The sequence below is a fragment of the Arthrobacter sp. 4R501 genome (genome assembly GCF_002929755.1).
Taxonomy (GTDB): Bacteria; Actinomycetota; Actinomycetes; order Actinomycetales; family Micrococcaceae; genus Arthrobacter.
In genome coordinates this window covers 182,878-204,409 of sequence record NZ_PJIW01000007.1, presented here as the reverse complement: position 1 = coordinate 204,409, position 21,532 = coordinate 182,878, and the positions used below count along the sequence as shown (strand labels likewise).

General features: G+C 66.2%; 18 protein-coding genes. 5 read left to right on the top strand and 13 right to left on the bottom strand.

Translation table 11 applies throughout. The features are described from left to right. Positions 1 to 25 precede the first annotated feature (25 nt). From CXR02_RS09105 to CXR02_RS09090, 4 genes are all read left to right on the top strand, one after another. The gene (locus CXR02_RS09105; protein ID WP_104061681.1) at positions 26 to 1,243 is read left to right on the top strand and encodes a glycoside hydrolase family 88 protein; all 1,218 of its coding nucleotides are present in this window, start codon (positions 26 to 28) and stop codon (positions 1,241 to 1,243) included. A gap of 5 nt (positions 1,244 to 1,248) precedes the next feature. Continuing rightward, positions 1,249 to 2,850, top strand: a complete 1,602-nt coding sequence (locus tag CXR02_RS09100; protein WP_104061726.1) for a GMC oxidoreductase — start codon at positions 1,249 to 1,251, stop codon at positions 2,848 to 2,850. A 61-nt stretch (positions 2,851 to 2,911) separates the two neighbouring features. After that, positions 2,912 to 3,934 (top strand): LacI family DNA-binding transcriptional regulator, encoded by a 1,023-nt coding sequence (locus tag CXR02_RS09095; protein ID WP_104061680.1) that lies wholly within the window; start codon positions 2,912 to 2,914, stop codon positions 3,932 to 3,934. 125 nt (positions 3,935 to 4,059) lie between these two features. Further along, positions 4,060 to 5,295 (top strand): NYN domain-containing protein, encoded by a 1,236-nt coding sequence (locus CXR02_RS09090; protein ID WP_104061679.1) that lies wholly within the window; start codon positions 4,060 to 4,062, stop codon positions 5,293 to 5,295. 53 nt (positions 5,296 to 5,348) lie between these two features. Here CXR02_RS09090 and CXR02_RS09085 read toward each other — a convergent pair whose 3' ends face one another. From CXR02_RS09085 to CXR02_RS09055, 7 genes are all read right to left on the bottom strand, one after another. After that, complete coding sequence (locus CXR02_RS09085) at positions 5,349 to 6,413, bottom strand: amidohydrolase family protein (RefSeq protein ID WP_219816406.1); 1,065 nt, start codon at positions 6,411 to 6,413, stop codon at positions 5,349 to 5,351. 12 nt (positions 6,414 to 6,425) lie between these two features. Next, positions 6,426 to 7,352 (bottom strand): carbohydrate kinase family protein, encoded by a 927-nt coding sequence (locus CXR02_RS09080; protein WP_181037175.1) that lies wholly within the window; start codon positions 7,350 to 7,352, stop codon positions 6,426 to 6,428. Further along, on the bottom strand, positions 7,349 to 8,875 hold the full coding sequence (locus tag CXR02_RS09075; RefSeq protein ID WP_219816405.1) for a lyase family protein: 1,527 nt from the start codon (positions 8,873 to 8,875) through the stop codon (positions 7,349 to 7,351). The genes CXR02_RS09080 and CXR02_RS09075 overlap by 4 nt, the downstream gene beginning before the upstream one ends. A gap of 21 nt (positions 8,876 to 8,896) precedes the next feature. Next, positions 8,897 to 10,648 carry an iron ABC transporter permease gene (locus CXR02_RS09070; protein WP_258060881.1) on the bottom strand — a complete coding sequence of 584 codons (1,752 nt, stop codon included), beginning with the start codon at positions 10,646 to 10,648 and terminating at the stop codon, positions 8,897 to 8,899. Continuing rightward, on the bottom strand, positions 10,645 to 11,763 hold the full coding sequence (locus CXR02_RS09065; RefSeq protein WP_104061676.1) for an ABC transporter ATP-binding protein: 1,119 nt from the start codon (positions 11,761 to 11,763) through the stop codon (positions 10,645 to 10,647). Before CXR02_RS09065 ends, CXR02_RS09070 begins: the two co-directional genes overlap by 4 nt. An 85-nt stretch (positions 11,764 to 11,848) precedes the next feature. After that, positions 11,849 to 12,925 carry an extracellular solute-binding protein gene (locus tag CXR02_RS09060; RefSeq protein WP_104061675.1) on the bottom strand — a complete coding sequence of 359 codons (1,077 nt, stop codon included), beginning with the start codon at positions 12,923 to 12,925 and terminating at the stop codon, positions 11,849 to 11,851. A 58-nt stretch (positions 12,926 to 12,983) separates the two neighbouring features. Beyond that, on the bottom strand, positions 12,984 to 14,138 hold the full coding sequence (locus CXR02_RS09055) for an ROK family transcriptional regulator (protein WP_104061674.1): 1,155 nt from the start codon (positions 14,136 to 14,138) through the stop codon (positions 12,984 to 12,986). A gap of 155 nt (positions 14,139 to 14,293) precedes the next feature. Here CXR02_RS09055 and CXR02_RS09050 point away from each other — a divergent pair, with 155 nt between their 5' ends. After that, positions 14,294 to 15,742, top strand: a complete 1,449-nt coding sequence (locus tag CXR02_RS09050) for an MFS transporter (RefSeq protein ID WP_104061673.1) — start codon at positions 14,294 to 14,296, stop codon at positions 15,740 to 15,742. Positions 15,743 to 15,794: 52 nt separating this feature from the next. Here the strand turns inward: CXR02_RS09050 and CXR02_RS23180 are convergent, their stop codons facing one another. From CXR02_RS23180 to CXR02_RS09025, 6 genes are all read right to left on the bottom strand, one after another. Beyond that, positions 15,795 to 16,112: a GPP34 family phosphoprotein gene (locus tag CXR02_RS23180; protein WP_308470673.1), complete on the bottom strand. Its 318-nt coding sequence runs from the start codon at positions 16,110 to 16,112 to the stop codon at positions 15,795 to 15,797. Continuing rightward, positions 16,007 to 16,441 (bottom strand): GPP34 family phosphoprotein, encoded by a 435-nt coding sequence (locus tag CXR02_RS09045; protein WP_308470672.1) that lies wholly within the window; start codon positions 16,439 to 16,441, stop codon positions 16,007 to 16,009. Before CXR02_RS09045 ends, CXR02_RS23180 begins: the two co-directional genes overlap by 106 nt. Positions 16,442 to 16,600: 159 nt before the next feature. Beyond that, a complete protein-coding gene (locus tag CXR02_RS09040) occupies positions 16,601 to 17,269 on the bottom strand; it encodes a GntR family transcriptional regulator (RefSeq protein ID WP_104061672.1) in 669 nt (222 codons plus the stop codon). A 35-nt stretch (positions 17,270 to 17,304) separates the two neighbouring features. Further along, positions 17,305 to 18,291, bottom strand: coding sequence for an ornithine cyclodeaminase family protein (locus CXR02_RS09035; RefSeq protein WP_104061671.1), 987 nt, complete (start codon positions 18,289 to 18,291; stop codon positions 17,305 to 17,307). Between the two features lie 84 nt (positions 18,292 to 18,375). After that, positions 18,376 to 19,713 carry an amidohydrolase family protein gene (locus tag CXR02_RS09030; protein WP_104061670.1) on the bottom strand — a complete coding sequence of 446 codons (1,338 nt, stop codon included), beginning with the start codon at positions 19,711 to 19,713 and terminating at the stop codon, positions 18,376 to 18,378. A gap of 187 nt (positions 19,714 to 19,900) precedes the next feature. Continuing rightward, positions 19,901 to 21,388 (bottom strand): amidohydrolase family protein, encoded by a 1,488-nt coding sequence (locus CXR02_RS09025; protein WP_104061669.1) that lies wholly within the window; start codon positions 21,386 to 21,388, stop codon positions 19,901 to 19,903. Positions 21,389 to 21,532: the final 144 nt, after the last annotated feature.

Sequence of the window (21,532 nt, the reverse complement as noted above, 5' to 3'; positions counted from 1 at the left end):
ACACCTCCCTGAAGGAAAACCAGACATGACAACCACAACCACCACGGCCCCGGCACACGCCCAGGCCGTCGTCCTGCCCACCATGCTGCCGCTCACCCTCCCTGCCGGGTACGAGGTGCCGGCAGGATTCCGTGAGTCCGCCGACAAGGCGTGGAAAACCGCCTCCGCGAAACTCGATGGGCTGATCACCAAGCACCCAGACCGCTTCCCGCTCTACACCGAGGAAGGTAGATGGGTGGTCGACGGCGAAGCCTGGACCAACTGGTGCGAAGGCTTCCTCGGCGGTCAGCTGTGGATGCTCTCACACCGGGCCGACGAGGCCGACCGTGCCCGCTTCCGCAGCGCGGCCGAGCACTACTCCGAGCTCATCGAAGAACGAAAGAGCGACAACACCGTCCACGACCTGGGATTCCTCTTCTGGTCCACCTACCGGCGCTGGTTCGAAGCGACCGGCGACACCACCAAGCGCGACGTCGTCATCGAAGCCGGACGCACCACGGCAAGCCGCTACCGCGAATCCGGGCAGTACATGCCCAGCTTCCGCCAGCCCGACAGCCTATTCATCGACATCATGATGAACATCCACATGGCCCTGTACGCAGCACAGCAGACCGGTGACCAGGACATGGCCCGCAAAGCCGTGGATCACTGCCTGACCACCCGCAGGTTCCTGATGCGCGGCGACGGTTCCGCCTCGCACGAGGGCATGTTCGACCTGGAAACCGGCGCCTTCCTGAAGCAGACCACCCAGCAGGGCTTCTCCGACGACGGATCCTGGGCCCGCGGCCAGGCCTGGGCACTGTACGGCTTCGGCACCGTCTACCGCTTCACCGGCGAACTGCGCTTCCTCGAAACAGCCATCGCAGCAGCCGACTTCTACATCGAGCAGACCGGCGACCGCCTCGTTCCGCCCAACGACTGGGCAGAACCCAACCCCGTCAGGCCATACGAAACCTCCGCCGCAGCCGCGGCCGCCGGCGGATTCTGGCAGCTTGCCGGCCTTGTCCCGGACCGGACTAAGGCCCGCATGTACGCCGACTATGCCGTCAACATCCTGCGCCGCCTGACCGAAGACGATTTCCTCGCCAGCCCGGGCGAAGAGTGGGAAGGTGTGCTCAAGCACGGCAGCTACCACGAAGGCAAGGACCTGGGCGTGGACGAATCGGTCATGTGGGGCGACTACTGGTTCCTCGATACCGTCGACCAGATCCAGCAGTTCGACGAAGCCCAGCGGAGCCGTTGACCACCATGCCTAGGGCAACCATTGACGAGACACCTCTTCCGGACGCGCAGATGCCCTCTGCGCGTCCGGATGAGGTCATCCGGACCGACATCGCGATCATCGGATCCGGCATGGGCGGCGGAACCATGGCCTACGCACTCAAGGACTCCGGCGCCAAGGTCCTGATCATCGAACGCGGCCACCGGCTGCCCGCGGAACCGCAGAACTCCGACCTCGACGAGGTCTACCTCAAAGGCCGCTACAAGAACGCCGACACCTGGTACAACGGCAACACAGGCGCACCCTTCAAACCCGGCGTCTACTACTGGGTAGGCGGAAACACCAAGGTCTACGGCGCCTGCCTGCCCCGCTTCCGCGCCAGCGACTTCGAAGAGACCCAGCACCAGGACGGGACATCGCCGGCGTGGCCCTTCAGCTACTCGGACCTGGAGCCGTACTACACCCGGGCCGAAAAGCTCTACCGGGTCAGGGGCCGGATCGGCGAAGACCCGACCGAACCCCCGCACTCCGAGGCCTACCCGCACCCGCCCCTGAATCACGAGCCAGCCATCCAGCGCCTCGCCGACTCCTTGCGCGGGCAAGGACTGCACCCCTTCCGGATGCCCAACGGCCTGGACGCCGACACCCCCGAGAAGCGGGCGTTGTGCGCCACCAGCGACGGTGCCCCGAACGAGGCCGGGTTGAAGTCCGACGCCGAGAAAGTCGCTATCAACCCGGCGCTCGCGGCCGGGGTTGAACTCACGACAGGCACCAAGGTTACCCGCCTGATTCTCGGGCCCGACGGCCGCACCATCGTCGCAGCCCTGGCCGAGAGGGATGACCGGATCATCCGGGTCGAAGCTGACAAGTTCATCCTCGCCGCGGGGGCAGTCAACTCGGCGGCGCTGCTCTTGAGCTCCGCCACTCCTGAGCATCCCCGGGGGCTGGCCAACTCCTCCGGACTCGTGGGCCGGAACTACATGGTGCACAACAGCACCTTCTTCCTCGGCATCAACCCGTTCAAGGTCAACCCGACCCTCTGGCAGAAAACCCTCGGCCTCAACGACTGGTACGAAGCCGGACCCACCAACCGGTACCCGCTGGGGAACCTGCAGATGCTCGGCAAGCTGCGCGCCAGCATGCTCAAGATGGCCAGACCCTGGGCGCCGACCTGGGTCCTGAAAGCCATGTCCGACCGCAGTGTGGACATCTACCTCAGCACTGAGGACCTGCCCCGGCGAAGCAACGGCATCAGTGTTGTCAACGGCAGAATCCATGTCTGGTGGGAGCCGAACAACCTGGAGCCCCATGGCGAACTGGTCCGCCGGATCAGTCGGGCCGTCCGGAAGGCCGGATATCCGGTCATCTTCACTGAGCGCATGGGCATCGAAACCAACTCCCACCAATGCGGAACAGCCGTAGCAGGACACGATCCCGCCACGAGCGTTCTCACCCCGGACTGCCGTACGCATGACCTGGACAACCTCTGGGTCGTGGACAGCTCCTTCTTCCCTTCCTCGGCGGCACTCAACCCGGCCCTGACCATTGCAGCGAACGCCCTCCGCGTTGCGGACACCATCCTCGGCGCGGGCAACGCCTCCGTCCAAGGTTCGTTGGAAAAGGATTGATAAAGTCGAGAAGCGGGGAGCGCCGCTTCTCCGCCTATCGAACCACCGGCAGGATTCCAGCATGGCCCCGCGCATCACCCTCGAAGACGTGAGCAAGGCCGCCGGCGTCTCACGTTCGACCGCTTCCCTCGTCGTTCGAGGCAGCTCCCGCATCCCGGAGTCCACAGCGGTCAAGGTACGCGAAGCCATGAACGAGCTGGGCTACGTGTACAACCGGCAGGCCGCCAACCTGCGCCAGAGCCGCTCCATGACCATCGGGCTCATCGTCACGGAAATCATCAACCCCTACTTCGCCGAGCTGGCAATGGCTGTCGACCAGATAACCCACGATGCCGGTTACACCATCTTCATCGGTTACAGCCGCGACCATGCTGACCGGCAGCTGGAAATCATCTCCTCCATGATCGAACGCCAGGTCGACGGGATCCTCCTGCTCCCGGCGCCCGACACTGACCCGGAGGCACTCTCCAAGCACCTCAATGCCGCCAACGTCCCGGTGGTGCTGCTCGCCCGCCGATTCGCCGGCTTCGACTACGTGGGCAGCGAGAACGTCAAGGGGGCAACTATCCTCGGAGACCACCTCTCGGCCTTGGGCTGCAGAAGCGTGGCGTTCCTCGGTGGCCTGACCGCATCCTCCCTCACCGAACGGGAGCAAGGCCTTAGGGCGTCACTTGAACCCAACGGCTGCGAAGTGTGGAGCACGGACGAATTCCGCAGCCCCATCACCCCCGAAGGGGGCGCAGCCGCCGTCGGTCGGCTCTTCGACCAAGGCAAACTCCCGGACGCGATCATCGCCTACAACGACGCCGTCGCCCAGGGCGTTTACGACGAAATGCGCCGCCGTGGCCTGGAACCCGGCCGCGACCTGGCAGTCGCATCATTCGATGACACCCGCATCGCTGCAAGCCAAGTACCTCCCATGACGTCCGTCGCCGGATTCCCCCAGCAGATCGGAGCAAAGGGCACCGAGATGCTCATGACCCGCCTCGCTGACGGAAACGCTGACATACCCACACAGCTGACCCTCATCCAACCCCAACTCAAAATCCGGTCCTCAACAGCGACCTGGCGTCCCCGACGCTGACCACACCGCGCCGATCGCCGGGGAACCGGGCAGATGGCAAACGTAACGGTGTCCGGTCTGCCACAAAAGGCCGACCACGACCTCTTCGTATCGCCAGTCCGCACTGTTCCTGACACACTGGGCCAATGAACGAGGCCGTCTCACCCTCCCGCAGGCCAGGCATCAGAGCTGCGATGTTTGTTGATTTCGACAACGTCTTCACCGGCCTGCAGGCACTGGATCCTGTCGCGGCGAAGCGCTTTGCCGAAGACCCGAAGCACTGGGCAGACGCCTTGTCAGCAGGCGGTTCCGGCGAGGACGCCCGCAGGTTCCTGATCCGCAACTGCTACCTGAATCCGGTGGTGTACTCGAAGTACCGGACCTACTGGACCCGCGCCGGCTTCCGCGTGATCGACTGCCCGTCGCTGACGCAGCGCGGCAAGAGCAGCACGGACATCAATCTGGTGCTTGACGCCATGGACGCGCTGTCCGGCAACGTTGGCATCGAAGAGTTCTTCATCGCCTCGGCCGACGCCGACTTCACGTCCCTGATCCAGCGGTTCCGGGCCGCCGACCGGATGACCACAGTCATCGCGGCCGGCGCCGTGGCCTTCGCGTACCGGGAGATGGCGGACCATGTGGTGGAATCCCACGACTTCGTCGCCATCCTCAACGGCTCAACGGTGGAGCCAGTCCACGCGGTGACGTCCGGGAAGGAACAGCACGTTCCAGCCGCAGCGAAGGCGAAGGCCAAGTCCGCCTCGCCCGCCATCCGTGAGGTCCTCGAGTTTGTCCGCGCCGCGCCCGGACCGGTAAACGGCGCGATGGTGGCCCACCGGGCGCTCACGGCAGAGCCATCCCTGAAGACGGACTGGAGCGGCTGGGGAAAGTTTGGGACGTGGGTGTCCCAGATCGGCCAGGGCGTCGAATATTCCCCCGCACAAGGTGGCTGGGTCTGGGACGCGAAGCGCTTCTCGAGCGAGGACCTGCCTGCGCCCGCGGACCTGCAGCCGGGCATCGAGGAACAGGTCACCAGGGTCACGGACGTGCCGGCCCTTTCCGCAGCCCAGTTCCGCCAGATGTTCCAGTCCATGGCAGCCAGGCTTCGTGAGCATCCACTCAACCGCACGGAACTGTCCCGGCAGGTGAGGGACGACTGCGTCAACGCGGACCAGCCGGTCTCCCGCAACGCCGTGAGCTTTGTCCTTCAGGGCCTGGCCTACGTCAATTTCCCGCTCACCGACGAGGCGACGGCCGAAGGCCTCGCGGCAGCCTGGACCGCAAACGTGGAGGAACTCTGCCGCGTGGCCCTCCTGGAGTTCGACGCCGCCGAGAAACTCGCCGTCCGCCGCTGGGCCAGCGGCGGACTCCTGGACAACTGAACAACGGGAGAAGCGGACGACGGCGACCTCCCGCCGTCGTCCGTTTCCGTTTGTCAGGCGTCGGCGTGGGTCCCTGCGCCAGAGGGCCCGGCTGAGGCGGGCCGCCAGCCGTCCAGCTTGAGGAGCCGCGCGGCATTTCCGCCGAAGACCTGCTGAATCCCGGCGGCGGGCATTCCCATTTCCCAGCAGATCCTGAGCTGGTCCACGAGGTACCGCCGCGCGAAACCGCGCGGGAACCATGACGAGTCCGAGCCGAAGATGATGCGTTCGGATCCCATGGTTTCGTAGAAACGGCGGAAAAGGTCCTCCAGGGTCAGCCGCTGCGCCATGTATCTGACCCATTGGTTGGAACCGGACGTATCCACCACCACGTTGGGGCAGGCCCACATCAGGAAGAGCACCTCCTGGACGTGCTGGATGCCGAAGTGCGGGATCACGAAGGTGACTTCCGGGTACCTCTTGGCGGCGCGTTCGAGACTGGCGGGGTTGCTGTAGGCATTCTGCGCGATGCCGCCCGCTGATCCGCAGTGGCCGAAGTGGATCAGGACGGGGACGTTGCGGCGGGACGCGACGTCCCACACGGGGTCTGCCGCCGGATCGTCCATCCGCGACGACGCCAGGGGCGCGAACAGTTTCAGGCCTCGGAGTCCCCGGGCCACTGCGTTTTCGAACTCCCGGGCAGCTCCCGGCGCGAACGGGTCAGCCATCGCGGCCAGGCCCAGGAACTTTCCGGCGCCGCGGGCAACCAGGTCCACCATCGCGTCGTTCCCGCCGGCGGTCACGAAGGAGGCGTGCTCGATCCCGTTGTCGGCCAGCTCCCTGGTCCAGCGGTCAGCTTCCGCTTCCCAGCCGGCGTCCGCCGACAGTGGTTCGGGGTCGGCGAAGTCCCAGCTCCGGCGCCATTGGGCAGAGGTCCGGGCGACGGCGGCGGACCGGGCGGCCTGGCCGGCGTCGTAGTCCTCGCAGCCGCTTCTGTCGTCGGCGCCGCCGTCCGGCCCGAACTGGCCGCCGGCCAGGGACCGGGTCAAGGGATCGTGGGGCATCCGGAAATGCAGGTGGAAGTCGATGATGGAAAGCCCTTGGACGGTGGGGCGGCCATTAATGATGTCCGTTTGCACTGGGATTCCCCTCTAGCTCAGTGTCGCGGTTGGAAGTACGACGGCGGCCCGGCGTTCCGGTGCGGTGGCCACCATTTCGGTGGCGTAGCGAACTCCGGACGCCAGGGCGTCCGGCCAGCCTGCGCCGCGTGCCGCCGACACGAGGAATGCCGCATTGAACCCGTCCCCCGCCCCCGTTGAATCGACCACGTCAACGCGTGCCGCCGGCTGGGCGGACCATCCCCCGTCAGGGGAGGCCAGGCCAGCGCCGCGGGCGCCCATCTTGACCGCAACGAGCGTATTCGTGGTCACGGACAACCGGCGGGCGGCCCGTTCGGTGTTCCCGTCATCCATGAGGCCGTGCAGTTCGTCGTCGTTGGGCAGGAAGATGTCCACCAGGGCAAGGGTGCTGAGCACTTCCTGCCGCGTGGCCGGGGTCCATCCCTCCGGTGGCCAGCCGGTGTCCAATACCGTCCGGGCGCCCGACAGTCCGGCCCGTCCGAACAGTTCCGCCGACGCGGGGCCGCGCATCCCGGGCAACAGGAAGTAGCCGGCCAGGGCGACGTACCTGCTGGAAAGCATGTCTTCAGTGATGTCGTCAGGAGTCATTGACGCCATGGCGCCCAGGGAGGAAATGAAGGCACGGTCGCGCCCCGGCGCCTCCACGGCAATGGTGATGCCGCTGGGTTCACCCGGGGTCCGAAGTAGCCGCGCCTGGAGCGACGGCAGCCGGAGTTCCGCTTCCAGGACCATCACCGACGTGTCGTCGCCAACGCGGCTGACCAGCGTGGTGGGGAAGTCCAGGCCGGCGCACCGCACAGCGAAGTTTCCCGCCGAGCCGCCCAGCCGGAGGGAGACCGAGGACACCACGCGCTCGGTTCCCGGCTCGGGCAGGTCCCGGGTGTCGGCCACCACAACATCGATGTTCGTGTTCCCGATGATGGTGATTCCATCAGTCACCAATGGCCTCTTCCGGCGTCCGCGGCGGCTGCCATAAGCCGTTCCCTGGCCGAGTCAATCTGGCTCCGTCTGCGTTGGACATCACGGCCGAAAGCGTCTGCGCGCTGCCGTGACTCGGCGGCGTTGCGCCGTACGGCCTCGCTGCCGGGACTTCCGTCCTGCGTCCGGGCAAGGATCAGTTCCGGCTGCTGTCCGGCACTCAACGTCGTGGCCACCAGCTCCTCTGCGGCGTCAAGTCCGGCGTCTATGCCGGCGTCCGCGAAGGCCTTCGCGACTCCGTCCGCCGTCCAGTCCGCTGGCGCGTCGGCGCGCACCAGGCTGCCGACGACGTCGTGGGCCGTCCGCCACGGGATGCCACGCGCGGCGAGCGCCTCCGCAACGGCGGTGGTGGTGGCCCCGGAGGCGACGATTTCCGCCCGGTCCGGCAACTGGAGCACCCGAAGGTCCAGCAGCAGCCCGTCCATCATCCGCATAAAGCGGACCACGCGTTCCCCTGCACGCCACAGATGCTTTTGGACGTCCGTGGTGGCGTTGTTGGAGTCCTCGTACCAGGCGGAGCCGATGTTCGCGTACGTGGCTGCCATATCGGCTGCGGTGACACCGGCCATGGACACCATGTGCTCCAGCACCACGGGGTTCTTCTTCTGCGGCATGATCGACGAGCCTTGCGTGTAGGCCGTTGGCGTTTCCACCCATTTGAAGGTCATCCACTCAAGCAGCACCCGGGCGAAGCGGGCGCCGGTGGCGGTGATGCGGGCCTGGACCGCGGCCAGCCGCATGAAGTGTTCCGCTCCCGCCACGGCCTCGTAGCTGGAGGTGAAGCTGGAATCGAAGCCGGTCAGCTCGCCCACCATCAGCGGGTCGATCGGCAGGTCGGTGCCGGTGAAGGCCGCCGATCCCAGCGGCGAAACGTTCAGTTCGTCGTAGATGCTCAGCATGTCCTTTGCCTGGCTGAGCATCGCTTCGGAGAGACCGGCGAGGACGTGGCCGATCGTCGTCGGCTGGGCGGGGCGGCGGTGGGTGAACCCGATGATCAGGCTGTCCGCGTTCGCGGCGGCCTGCACGGCCGCGTCGTTGGCTGCCTGGACCACCAGGGAGGCCTGGTCCAGCAGTTGGCGCCGCAGGACCATCCGGAACACGCCGGCGTCGAGATCGTTCCGGCTCCTGGCCAGCTGGACGTCGAGTTCGGAGGTTGGGATCCCGCACTCGGCGGCGAGTTGCTGCTCCAGGAAGTAATACGGATCCTCGACGCTGCCATCGAAAACGTACGCCTGTTCGCCCGATTCGGTCCTGGCCCACAGGGTCAGCAACCCCTTTAGCAGGAGTTCCCCCCGGCCACGCGGCAGGATGCCCTGCCGGGTCAGCATCAGGACGTGGGCCAGGCTTGCTTCGACCATGCCCGGGTAGATGTGCGGTGCTGCTTCGTCGAACGCGTCCCGCAGGTGGTTGTCCCAGTAGATGCTGAGGTTTTCCTGGTCCTTGAGGTCGGGGCGCGGCATGGACGGATCGGTGGGGGTGTGCATTCGTATCTCCGGTTCCATGGATCAGGTGGGTGTGGGGGCCATAACGGGACTCAGGGGCGCACCGACGGGCTGCCCGCCCCGTGCCTTCCTGTCGCGGCGGGGTGTCTCCAGCCGTTGGGCGATGACCAGCACAACGAGGATCAGCGCCATCTGAAGCGTGCCGTAGGCCGCGGCCGTGCCGAACTCGTTGGAGTAGATGCGGTTGTAGATCTCCACGGACAGGGGCGCAAAGCGGGCCGGGTAGACCACCACGGACGCCACGTACTCACCGAAGCCCTGGATAAACGCCATCAGCGCACCGGCCAGGATGCCGCGGGACATCAGGGGCACCGTCACGGTGCGTAGGGCACGCCAGGGACCCGCGCCAAGGTTCCGTGCTGCTTCCTCGACACTGGGGTCGATCTGGGCCAGCGACGCGTTGGCGGAGCGGAACACCAAGGGCAGGAAACGGACGAAATAGGCCACCGGGAGGATCCACAGGGATCCGATCAGCACCTGGCCGAGATTGAACGGGCCCGGGGTGGCGAAGGCCGTGACGATGTTGACGCCGATGACGGTGCCGGGGAGTGCCCACGGGAGCATGACCATCACATCGAGCAAGCCCCTGCCCGGCCCTTTCCACCGGGTGACCACCCAGGCGGCGAGGACCCCGACCAGGATGCAGCCGATCATGGCCACGAAGGACATCTGGGCACTGACCAGGATGGGGCGCAGGGTGACGGGGTCCGTGAAGATCCGGGTGAAGTTGTCCAGGGTGTAGTCCGGTGGCAGGATCTGCGTGGTCCACGACCCGTCGACGGTGAAGGACAGCAGGGCGATCGTGGCCGGCGGCGCCATCAGGAACAGGACCAGCAGCAACGATCCGAGCCCGGCAAGGGTGCGGGGCAGCACACCGTGCAGGACCTTCACGGCCTGGGGCGTTCCCTTGGAGGACCCGCGGTGGAGGCGCCGGTTTTCGTACCAGCGCATGGCCAGCAGGAAGAAGATTGACACGACGGAGAGGACCACAGCCTGGGCCGCGGCGACATCGTACGCGCCGCTGGTCCGTGAGGCGACGATCTGCATGGTCAGGGTCTGAACGTTGTAGAACTGGGGCGCGGTGAAGGATGCCATCGAGACCATAAAGGTCAGCAGCGTTCCGGAAACCAGCGCCGGGGTGAGCATGGGCAGGAGAACCGTGCGCCACATGCGGAAGCGGCTCGCGCCCAGGTTCAGCGCCGCCTCCTCCATGGAGGCGTCGGATCCGGCCAGCGCCGAGGAGACGGCGAGGTAGAAATAGGGGTACATGGTCATGGTGTGGACCAGGAGCACGCCCCAGACGCCGTTGGCGGAGACCGCCGCGGCGTCGGCGCCGAAGTAGCGCTCCAGGAAGCGCGGAACAATGCCGCTTTCGGCGTACAGGAAGTAGAAGGACACGGCGCCGATCAGCGGAGGCAGCGCCATGGGCAGCAGCGCGAAGAGCCTCAGCACCCTGCGGCCCGGAAAATCAAAGCGCGACAGCAGGACGGCGAGCGCCGTGCCGAGTACACCGGTGGTGAGGACCGATCCCACCGAGATGCCCACCGAGAGTCCCAGCGCCGTGGCGGATGAGCCGTTGATGAATCCCTTGTAGGCGCTCCCTCCGCTCTCGGCGCTGGTGGTGGCGGTGGCCAGCATCGGCACCACGATGTACACCAGGAGCACCAGAACCACCGGGGCGGCGAGGAAGTAGACGAACCGGTCCGACGACGTCAGGGAGGACCGGTTCCGCAGCCTCGGAACGGTGACCGTCACGGCTCCACCAGCCACACGCGGTCCTGGTGCGGTGCCATTGACACGAGGTCCCCGGGTTCGGCGCGGTCCACGGTGTCCGGCGCCGAGACCACGATCTGCTCGCCGTGCCAGTCGATCTCGTAGATATTGACGGCGCCGGTGAACTCCGCGGTAAGGACCCTCCCGCCGAGTTGGCCCGCTGTCTCCTTCCCCGGGCTGACGGTGGGGTTCCCCGAGCTGACGGCGAGGCCGATGGACTCCGGCCGGAGCGATACCGCGGCGTGGTCCCCGGCGGAGACCCGGGCCGATATCGATCCCTCCACCCGGGGTGTCCTGAGGACGGTGCCGTCGGCCAGGCTGATGCTGACGGAGCCGCCGTCGGCGCCGCCGTCCACACCCAGCACGGTACAGGGCAGCACGTTGGAGCGGCCGATGAATCTGGCGACGAATGCCGTGGCGGGGCGGTTGTAGACCTCGCGGGGTGACCCGACCTGGTGGAGCTCGCCTTCATTAAGCACCGCCACGCGGTCGCTCATCGCCATTGCCTCGGCCTGGTCATGGGTGACGTAGAGGCACGTGGTGCCTGCCGCCTTCTGCGTGGACCTGATTTCGGTACGCGTTTCCTCGCGCAGCTTCGCGTCCAGGTTGGAGAGCGGCTCGTCCAGCAGCAGGGCCGCCGGGCGGATCACCAGGGCCCGGGCCAAAGCCACGCGCTGCTGCTGGCCGCCGGAAAGCATGTCGATCCGGCGGTCGCCGAACTCCTGGAGTCCCACCTGTGCGAGCGCCTCGTCGATCCGCCTGTCCTTGTCCTGCTTGGGCACATTGCGCGCATTCAGGCCGTAGGCAACGTTTCCCCGGACGCTCATGTGCGGGAACAAGGCGTAGTTCTGGAAGACCATGCCGGTGTCCCGCTTGTTGGGTGCCGTGTTGGTGACGTCCTTGTCGCCGAAGTGGATGCTTCCGCTGGAAGGCTGGATGAATCCTGCCACCATCCGCAGCGTTGTTGACTTGCCACAGCCGGAAGGACCCAGCAGGGTGAAGAACTCGCCGTCCTCGATGGTGACCGTGAGGTTCGATACCGCCGGTTTGGCCCCCGGGTACTGCTTGCTGATGGCGTTGAGGAAGACGCGTGTCATGGCTGCTCCACAGGGGTGGTAGTTGTGTGCTGGCGGGGCGTCGTGTCCGGCGGGGCAGCCGGTGGCCGCCCCGCCGGACGCGGTGCTATTTGGTGCCTTGGCCCTTGATGTTGGCGGCCCAGTAAGCGCTCCATTCTGGCTCGCTCTTGTTGACGCGTTCCCAGTTGACCTTCATTTCCTTCAGGTCCAGGCCGGCCAGCCAGGCCGGTTCCTGGGGCAGTGAGATCGTCGGGATCTGGAAGTACGTCTCGGACAGCTTGGTCTGTTCATCCTTGCTCATAAGGAAGGACAGGAAGGCGTCCGCTCCGGCCGGAGACGGGCCGTCCTTGATCTTTGCCACACCGTCAATGAGCATCGGCGCACCGGATGCAGGCACGACTGGTGTGAAGGGGGCCTTCTGGTTCTTGATCTGCAGCATGACATCCTGCAGGTTCCAGGCAGTCACTGCAGCTTCCTGGCGTGTGATCCTCAGGTAGAGGTCGGTCGGGTTGGCCGCGTAGACCTTCGTGTTGGCATCCAGTTTCTTGAGCCACTCGTAGCCGGCGTCGGGGCTGCCGGCCGCGTCGAACTGGCGGTCAATCATCGCCGCGTAAATGCTGCGCATGGTGCCGGATGCCAGGACGTCGCGGATGGCGATCTTGTCCTTCATCGCGGGGCTGATGAGGTCGTCCCAGTCCTTGGGAGCCTGGTCGGCGGTGAGCATGTCCTTGTTGTAGAAGATGACCTCGGCCAGCTTCATCTCACCTACCCAGAGACCGTCAGCGTCGCGCTGTCCGGCCGGGACGGCGTCGATAACGTCCTTCGGCGCAGGAGACAGGACCTGCGCGGCAGCGGCCTGCTGCATCTGCTGCTGGGTGCCGCCCCACCAGATGTCGCCCTGCGGGTTGGACTTTTCGGCCTTGACGCGTTCCAGGGCCTCCTGGGCGCCAAGTGTCAGCAGTTGGACTTTGCCCGCGTACTTCGGGTTGGCCTTTTCGAAATCAGCTATCACCTCGGTAGCGAGGGCTTTGTCCCGTGCCGTGTAAATGGTCAGAGTCCCGGTGTCCCCGGCACCGGCCGACGTGCCGGAGGGCTTGGGAGAGTCGAGTCCGCAGGCAGACATTCCAAGCATGAGTGCGAGACCACCTGCTAGCAGCGCGGATCGCAATGGTCGTAACGTCATTGGTTTCTCCTAGTACTTTGGTGTGGCTGATGGTCGGACAGAAAACCTGGTGGTTCGTTCATCCGGCCACCTCGGTGAAGAGGGTCGCGGGGCTCTTCACCACCTTCGCGATGGCGCCATGGAGGATGGCCGCCTGTCCCAGCTCGGCGAAGACCACTTCGGTCAGGGACGGCACTGACCTCTGGACCGTGCCGCGGAGCTTCTCCCTCGCATCGCGGGTCAGGAGGACGGCGTCCCCGGAAAAGATCACCCGTGCGGGGTTGACGACGCAGACGCAGATGATGGCGGCGAAGGCCCAGGCCTGAATAACGTCATCCAGCAGCCGGACAGCCGCCGGCGTATCGGCGCTGCAGAGGGATTCAACCACCGTCTCCTCAGCGAGCGCCAGGCCGAGAAGCGCGCCGGACTCGCGGATGCCGGCGGCGGTCCAGCGACGTTCGTAGTCTCCGCGTTCCCCGCGCGGGCTGGCCGCCAAACCCTGCGGAAGGAAGCCGATTTCGCCTGCGGAACGGCTTGATCCTGCCAGGACCTCTCCGCCGGCGATGATCGTCGCCCCGATGCCTTCGGCAACATGGATCAGGACCAGGTCCTCCACGCCGTTGCCCGCGCCGTCCACCCGCTCCCCCAAGGCAATGAGGTTGACGTCGTTTTCCACCGTGGTGCGGAGCCCTGTTGTGGCTTCGAGTTCGTCCACGAGGCGGAGGTGGGCTACGGGGCCGAAGGCGGGCGCCAGGGCCACGGAACCGTCTGAGGCGACGACGCCGGGCAGTGCCACCACGACGTGAACGGGCGGAATCACCGCCCGGCGGTGGAGTGACATCACAGTGCTTGCCGTGCTGCCCACCGGGTCCGCGGGATCGAAATCCTGTTCAGCGGCATCCAGGCGGTTGCCATCCAGGTCCACCAGGGCGCACCAGATCCGGGTGCCGCGGAGACCGACGACGGCGATGGTCACCGAGGAGCGGTTGAGCTCGATCAGCGTCCGCCGCCGGCCGCCGGTCGATTCCTGTTGCCCCACAACCCGCAGGTAGCCGGCGTCGCTGAGGTCCTGCACGATGCCCGTGACCGTGGAGGGGCTGTATCCGGTCCGGTGCGCAAGGTCTGTCCGGGCCAGGGGGCCTGCCTCCAGCAGGGTGCTGAAGATGGCGCTGACCCGGATTCTGCGCAGCGCATCCCTCCCCGTCGGGGCGCTGCGCTGTGATCCAGGTAACATACTTACTTTATACGGCGAATAAAGTAAGAGCGCAAGGGATGGGCGGCGGACGACGGCGGGACGTCCCGCCGTCGTTCGTTTGCGTAGGTGCCCGCGCCGAAAGTACACCGCAGTGACCGTGTCCACGACCGTCGGTTGTCACTAAACTGGGACGCATGACCGAGCACGAACCGGCCCCAGCCGGCGTCGCAGCGGCTGCAGGCCCGGCCGATGCCGATGCCATCGATACGTCCCTACGCACTCCGGCGCAGCGGTCCCGCACGTTCGCCGGGATCCTGGTGAACACCGCCCTCGCCAACATCACCACCAGCTACCTGTGGTTCGCCCTGACGTTCTGGGTGTACCTGGAGACGCGGAACGTGATCGCCACCGGGGTGATCGGCGGCGCGTACATGCTGTTGATCGCCCTTTCCAGCATCAGCTTCGGCACATTCGTGGACCGCTACCGGAAGCTGGCCCTGATGCGCTTCGCCGCCGGTTTCACGCTGGTGATGTTCGTGCTGTCAGGGGTGATGTTCCTACTGACACCGGCCGCCAGCATACTGGACCTGACACTGCCGTGGTTCTGGGTCTTCGCCATGATCATCCTGATCGGTGCGGTGGTGGAAAACATGCGGAACATTGCCCTCTCCACCACGGTCACCATCCTTATCGAGCCTGACCGGCGGGCCAACGCCAACGGGCTGGTGGGCATGGTGCAGGGACTGATGCTCATCGTCACCTCGGTGCTGTCCGGGTTGTCGGTGGGGCTGCTGGGCATGGGCTGGACGGTGGTCGTCGCCCTGGTGCTCACGGCACTGGCCTTCGCGCACCTGCTGACGCTGCGTATGCCCGAGGAGGTGCGCCCGGCAGCCACGGACGCGCACGGCGGATTCGACCTGCGAGGCTCCCTCGCCGCCGTTCTGGCCATTTCCGGGCTGTTCGCACTGATCCTGTTCTCCACGTTCAACAACTTCATCGGCGGCGTCTACATGGCGCTGATGGATCCGTACGGCCTGGAGATGTTCTCCGTGGAGCTGTGGGGCACGTTCTTCGCTGTCGCGTCCACCGGGTTCCTGGTGGGCGGCGCGCTGATCGGCAAGTTCGGGCTCGGGGCCAACCCTTTGCGGACCATGCTCATCGCGGTGGTCGTCATGGGCGTCCTCGGTGCCGTCTTCACGCTGCGGGAGTGGGCCTGGCTGTACATCGCCGGCATCTGGCTGTACCTAGTCCTGATACCTTTCGTGGAGGCCGCCGAGCAGACAGTCATCCAGCAGGTGGTGCCCCTGCCCCGGCAAGGCCGGGTGTTCGGCTTCGCCATGGCGTTCGAGTCCGCCGCAGCGCCCATCACCGCGTTCCTCATCGCGCCGATCGCCCAGGTCTGGATCATCCCGTACGCTCGGTCCACAGAGGGGGCTGCCCAGCTGGCTCCGCTGTTGGGCGAGGGCGTCTCCCGCGGCATCGCCTTGGTGTTCCTGGTGGCCGGCATCATCATGATCGCCGCCGCCTTGCTGGCCTTCCTGACCCCGGTCTACCGCCGGGTCTCGGCGTCGTATGCACAGGCGGCGCAAGAGGCTCGGGAGACGGCGGCGGACAAGACTGAAGCGCCCCCTGCGGCTGAGTAGGGGGCGCACAGAAACCGGACGACGGCGGGACCTCCCGCCGTCGTCCGCTTTCCTACGTTGCGGCTTCCGCCTCCGCCAGCCTGATCATGCGGAGCTCGCCGGCCACCGCGCGGGACGGCCAATAGTCATTCGCCAGTTCCCTCGCATGGCCCTGATCCGCTGCGGGGAAGATTTTCCCGAGCAGCTCCGCCGAGTAGAGAAGCGCGGTCAGTGCAGTGGTTCGCGGATCGGAAGCTCCACCCCTGAGCGCGGCCTCGACCCCTTTCAGCAGCGCTGCCTCAGGAGCGTGGTTCTTCTCCGGGTACCGCGTGGTCCTGAACAGGCCAAGGTGCCGTTCGCCCACGTGGTCCACGATGCCCAGCGCCGCCATCCCCCGTAGACACGGTGCAGCTCGGCGCGGCTCTCCAGCATCGAGACCCACCGCTTGGGACTGTGCGGGCGCGACATATCCCGGATGAGTTCCAGCTGGTGCTGGAAGTCCGTTTGCGGGGTGGCGCCGGTAGCCCTGACATGCTGCCCCTTCAGCTCGATGGCGCCGAGCAGGTCCAGCTCGGCCAGTATCGCCCCGGCCAAAGCAGCCTTGAGCACGACCTGCGGAACGGCGGACTCCCCGTCCATGTCGTTGGTGGCCAGCAGGAGCAGGGCCTGGGGAATATTCAGCTCTTCCGCCTTGGGTACTTCGGGTACTTCAGCGTTCATAGGATCAGGGTGGACCCGACCGGGTGCCCACCACAACGGTGATTTACAAGCCGGAGACGCAAACCACTGGTCGCAAGCCAAACTGCCGGAGTTCGCGGCGAAGGTGAGCGGACGACGGCGGGGACCTCCCGCCGTCGTCCGCTTAGGTTTACGGGACGGTCAGCTTTCGGGGAGGCGCCCGGCCAGTCCTTGGAGCGACGGTTCCCGGCCCAGCTCCACATGTGCGAAGGCCAGCGCCGCCGCCAGGTCCGCCTTGCCGTCATAAATGGCCTTGCACAGGCTCAGGTGCTCCGCGCACTGAACCTGCGGGTCACGGTGCCCGGTCAAAGTGAAGAGCCACTGCATCCTGCCCAGCAGGGGCTTCATGGCGGACTCCAACAGCGAGTTGCCCCCCATCGCTACGATCTCTGCATGCAGGGCTGTGTTGCTGAGGGGTATCTGTGCGTGGTCGTGGCGCAGGGTTGCTTCTTCTGCCTGGTCCATCATCTGCCGCAGCCGCGACGACGGCTGGCCTCCGGCGGCGGCCTGGGCGGCGAGGCGTGCGGCGAGGACTTCCAGGCTGAGCCGCACGTCAAAGAGTTCGTTGACGTCGCGCAGGGTGATCTGCTTGACGGTTGCACCCCGCCGGGGGGAGGCGTCAATGAAGCCTTCGGCCTCGAGCTGCTGGAGGGCTTCCCGGACGGGTACCCGGGAAACAGCCAGAGTCTGGGAGAGCTCACGTTCCCTGAGCCGGGATCCTGGCGGGAAGTCACCGGAGATGATCAATTCCCGGATCCGTGCCCGGGCAGTGTCAGCCGAGGACGCGGGGGCTTCCGCTTGGACTGTCATTCATGCCTCCCGTTATTGCATACTTCCGCGCTTACTCAGTTATTCAGCTCCACGCGGGTGCCAACCCCCTGATGGAGCGCAGCGTCGTACAGGAGCCGCCCGATGGCAAGATCCTGCAGACCGATACCAACCGAGTTGAACAAGGTTACGTCCTCATCACCAAGGCGACCTGCTTTTGTCCCCGCCGCCACGTCACCAAGCTCGGCCACCACGTCCTCAAAACCCATCACACCTTCGGCCACCGGGATGATCAGCCCGCCGGATTTGGCTCTGGCCGTGGCCAGGCTGTCCACGAAGACCCGCGCCCTCACCATGCCCGCCGAGTCAATCTCCCGGTGGTCCGCCCGCGGACGGGATCCGACGGCGTTCACGTGGAGTCCGCGCGTGAACCACTCGCCCTTAACCAAAGGCTCAACGGCCGGGGTGAGGGTGCACAGCACGTCGGCGGCCTCCACAACTTCCCGGACGCTGGACGCCCGAGTGACGTTGAGGCCGTAATGGGAAATCTCGCCGCAGAAGGCGGCGACGGTGTCCGCGGAACGGGACCACACCACCACTTTTTCAATCGGGAGGACGGCCAGCATGGCTTCCACGTGTGCCACGGCCAGGGCGCCTGCACCGACCAGTCCCAGGGTGGTGCTGCCGGGCCTCGCGAGGAGCTTCGTTGCCACGGCACTGGCGGCGGCAGTGCGGACCCGGGTGGGGACTTTGCCGTCCAGGATGGCCAGGGTTTCGCCGGTTAGCTGGGAGACAAGCATGATCGTGGACCGCTGCGTGGGCAGGCTGGACTCCCGGTTTTCCGGCATGTCCGCCAGCAATTTGACGGATGCCAGCTCCTCGGCGCCGGACAGCGCTGCCATCGGCAAGAACCTCGCGTCCGAGGACGGCAGGAGGAGGGAATCCGGCGCGGGCTGAACGGCGGTGCCCCGGCTGAGGCCGGCAAAGACGCGTTCGACGGCGGCGATGGTCCCGGGCATGTCGGCCAGGGCCTGGAGCTCGGAGGCTTTAAGAATCAAGGTCATGGGGTGGCTTTCTGGATTGGGCGGGCGCGCTGCCCGGGCAGGAGGACAGTGGGAAGGGACAGCGTCGCGCTTATCCCAGACCGATCAGAGGTCATTCCGTACCAGGACCCCCTGCGCCACCACGGCGCTGATTTGTTCCAGCGCCGAGGCGCTGTCCAAGGGATCCGAGTCCACGATGACGGCGTCTGCAAACGAACCGCGCATCAGGCGTCCCGCACTCTCACCCCAGCCGAGCAGGGCGGCGGCGTTGACCGTCGCGGCCCTGAGCGCGTCCAGTGGTGAAAGCCCGGCCTCCGCCAGCAGACGCGCTTCAGTGCCTATCGGGGTCACATCGGATCCGAAGGAGTCCGTCCCTGCGACCACCGTCACGCCGGCTTCATGGGCGGCTTTCACCGCCGCTTTGATGATGGGCGTGTACTCCTTGCCGCGGGCGGCAAGGATGGGGTTGGAAGAGCCTGCCATGCTCGTGATGGCGTCCAAGGTGGGAGTGAAGTACGTGCCACGGCTGGCCATCCGGGAGATGGTCTCCTCGCTGACGAAGACGCCGTGCTCGATGCTGCGCACACCGGCCCGGACGGCACCATCTATCCCCTCGGCGCTGTAGGCGTGGCAAAGCACGCCTGCTTTGCCTGCGGCCTTGACCACCGCGGAGAGCTGTTCGTGGTTGTAGACCAGTTCGCGGGGGTCTTGTTCCGGCAGGCCCGCCCGGGGGTTGGCCCGGGTCTTGATCACCTGGGCACCGCGTTTCAGGTTGACGCGCGTGAGGTAGGCAAGGTCCCTTGGTTCTGTGACTCCCCCGGACAGGGACGCGAGCGGCGCAAGGTCCGGGTCTGCGAGGAGCGAGTCCCCCAGATCGGGTGAGATGAACAGGCCGGCCGGGCTCATCCGAGGCGAGGCCCCGGCGGCCCAGGCAGGCAGGGCAGCGAGGGCGACGTCCTGATAGAAGCTGCTTGAACCGCTTCTGACGCTGGTCGCCCCGCCCTGCAGGATGGCCCGCGCATCCGAAAGCGCGTTCGCATGAACATGCACGTCGATGAGGCCGGGAAGGACCCACCGGCCGGAGGCATCCACGATCCGGGCGCGGCCTGCAAGGGCGGCTACCGCACGCCGTGTTTCCTCCCGGGTGCCCACCGCCGTGACCTTGCCATCTTCCAGTACAAGGACCCCGTCCTGCACTGCGTTGCCCGTCTTGGGGTCCACTATGGCGCCGCCCTCGATGATCATGGGCGGGGGCGAAGCGGGGCGGTCAGGGTAGCCGGGGTTTGATGCGTTGCCCGCTGCCCTCGCTTCCGGGGCACTTCCAAGCTGGGCAGCCAGGCTTGCCACCGAGATTCCCGCCAGGGCGGCCGCCCCGGCCAGGATGCCGCGGCGTGGAACGGCAGTTGGAGGCAGGGCAGCAGGGGTGTGATCGTGCAGGCACATTGTTCTCTCCAATGGGAAGGGCCCTGCCGAGGAGCGCGGGTCCGGTGTCAATAGGTCAAAGTCGTGGTTCTACCGAGGGCGGATGAGCTTCCCCACAATGTGCTGGTGGCTCTCGCGTGCCCTCATCATACCGCCTTTGGTATACCAAACCAAGATTGATTAGATGAAGAATCGAAGGTTGCGGCCGTCACGGGGCAGCGACCGACGGAGCGATTTCCGCGCGTGGATAGGTGGGCGGAAACAGCTGGTCAGGCTCCCGGAGCTGGACGTCCCGGACCGAGTAGGCCGCCCGCATCCCGTCGAAAAGCCGCTGCCCCTCAACCCGCAACGAGTCCAGGTCGATGCCGGGCAGGGCGCCGCCGACCACAACGGCGCGCCCTGCCACGAACGTATCGGTCACCTGGCGCGCCGTCCCGTTGAGCACGAGCGTGCGCAGCGGGTCTTCGACGACACCGTCGCCGAAGTTGGCCAGGGAGACCACCGTGATGTCGGCCTGCATGCCGGGGGCAAGCCTCCCCAGGTCAGCCCGTCCGAGGGCCCGGGCGCCGCCAAGCGTCGCGGCGTCGAAGTAGTCGGCCAGGGTCCCGGCGTCAGGCCTCCCCTCGACCAGCCGGGTCAGGTGCATGCCGGCGTCCATGCCGCGCACAAGATCCGGCGGGAAGGAGTCGGTACCCAGGCAAATGTTGATGCCCGCCTGGCGGAAACGGTCGAACGATACAAGCTGTTTCTGGTAGCGGAACGATGTCAGAGGGCAGTGGACAATGCTGACGCCGTGGCGGGCCAGCGTGTCAAGCGGGCCGCCCGGCGCTGACGCGGCAGGGTCCTTGCCGTTGATCACCACACCATGCGGAATGAGAAGCCGTGTGCCGAACAGACCGGTGGATTCGAGCAATTCCAGGACGCCGCGTCCAGCGGAATGCTGCAGGAGCTCGTCCTCGAGCGGGGACTGAAGGCAGTGGAGCCGGACCAGCGCGTCCCGCTGCCTGGCGATCCGCGCCGTCTCCCGCATGAGGTCTTCGGACAGCGTCTCAATGCGGCACGGCAGCAAGGCCCCGGTGACGAGCGGGTCTGCGAGACCCGCGGCGTAGTCCATAAAGCGCTCTGCGTCGCGCAGGCCTGCAAGCCCCCGGGCCTCGTCGAAGTGGACCTCGCGGTCGCCTGCAGCAGTGATGACATGGACCCCGGAACGGTAGGCCGGCCCAAGGTAGCCGCGCAGGCCGATCCGCCGGCTTGTCTCTGCCATGTCCACGAGCTCATCGAGGCCCTCAGCCCAGGAACTGTGGATTTCCGAGGCGATCGGCATGTAAGTCGTAATGCCGTGCAGGGCGAGCTGCGCCAGGGCGAACTCGCGGACCGTGGCGCGCTCCGATGGCGTGAACACGTCCCGGCGACGGTTGGCGAAGTAGTCATCCGACCACAGGTGGCCGGCGGCGACATCGGGGGAGGGCCACGAGTCCAGGATGAGGTGATCGATGTCGGCCAGGGCGTCCAGGTCTATCAGGCCAGGCATGACCAAGCTCTGGCCGTAGTCGTGCTCCTCGTCGACCGCGCCCTCGTAGTTGCGCCCCACGAAAACGATGGAATCCCCCTCGAAGACCACCTCGCCGTCCTCGATGAACGTGTGCCGCGTTCCGTCGAAACCCAGAACGTACCGGGCCGAGATTTTCTTGTACAACGTACCTCCTTGGCGAACTGCCGAAAAAATGTGACTTGCCTCTCAACGGGTACGAGTATACAGTCACTTGGTATACCAAGCGTCGGATTCCGCGATGCGGGATGTTTTTGTTCTGATCCCTCACCCCCTTTGGAAAGGCCTGCT

Excerpts from the sequence above, each read along its gene's own strand:
- CXR02_RS09105 (WP_104061681.1), top strand. The coding sequence starts at position 26 with ATGACAACCACAACCACCACGGCCCCGGCACACGCCCAGGCCGTCGTC.
- CXR02_RS09100 (WP_104061726.1), top strand. The coding sequence starts at position 1,249 with ATGCCTAGGGCAACCATTGACGAGACACCTCTTCCGGACGCGCAGATG.
- CXR02_RS09095 (WP_104061680.1), top strand. The coding sequence starts at position 2,912 with ATGGCCCCGCGCATCACCCTCGAAGACGTGAGCAAGGCCGCCGGCGTC.
- CXR02_RS09090 (WP_104061679.1), top strand. The coding sequence starts at position 4,060 with ATGAACGAGGCCGTCTCACCCTCCCGCAGGCCAGGCATCAGAGCTGCG.
- CXR02_RS09075 (WP_219816405.1), bottom strand. The coding sequence starts at position 8,875 with ATGCACACCCCCACCGATCCGTCCATGCCGCGCCCCGACCTCAAGGAC.
- CXR02_RS09065 (WP_104061676.1), bottom strand. The coding sequence starts at position 11,763 with ATGACACGCGTCTTCCTCAACGCCATCAGCAAGCAGTACCCGGGGGCC.
- CXR02_RS09060 (WP_104061675.1), bottom strand. The coding sequence starts at position 12,925 with ATGACGTTACGACCATTGCGATCCGCGCTGCTAGCAGGTGGTCTCGCA.
- CXR02_RS09055 (WP_104061674.1), bottom strand. The coding sequence starts at position 14,138 with ATGTTACCTGGATCACAGCGCAGCGCCCCGACGGGGAGGGATGCGCTG.
- CXR02_RS09050 (WP_104061673.1), top strand. The coding sequence starts at position 14,294 with ATGACCGAGCACGAACCGGCCCCAGCCGGCGTCGCAGCGGCTGCAGGC.
- CXR02_RS23180 (WP_308470673.1), bottom strand. The coding sequence starts at position 16,112 with ATGGCGGCGCTGGGCATCGTGGACCACGTGGGCGAACGGCACCTTGGC.
- CXR02_RS09045 (WP_308470672.1), bottom strand. The coding sequence starts at position 16,441 with ATGAACGCTGAAGTACCCGAAGTACCCAAGGCGGAAGAGCTGAATATT.
- CXR02_RS09040 (WP_104061672.1), bottom strand. The coding sequence starts at position 17,269 with ATGACAGTCCAAGCGGAAGCCCCCGCGTCCTCGGCTGACACTGCCCGG.
- CXR02_RS09035 (WP_104061671.1), bottom strand. The coding sequence starts at position 18,291 with ATGACCTTGATTCTTAAAGCCTCCGAGCTCCAGGCCCTGGCCGACATG.
- CXR02_RS09030 (WP_104061670.1), bottom strand. The coding sequence starts at position 19,713 with ATGTGCCTGCACGATCACACCCCTGCTGCCCTGCCTCCAACTGCCGTT.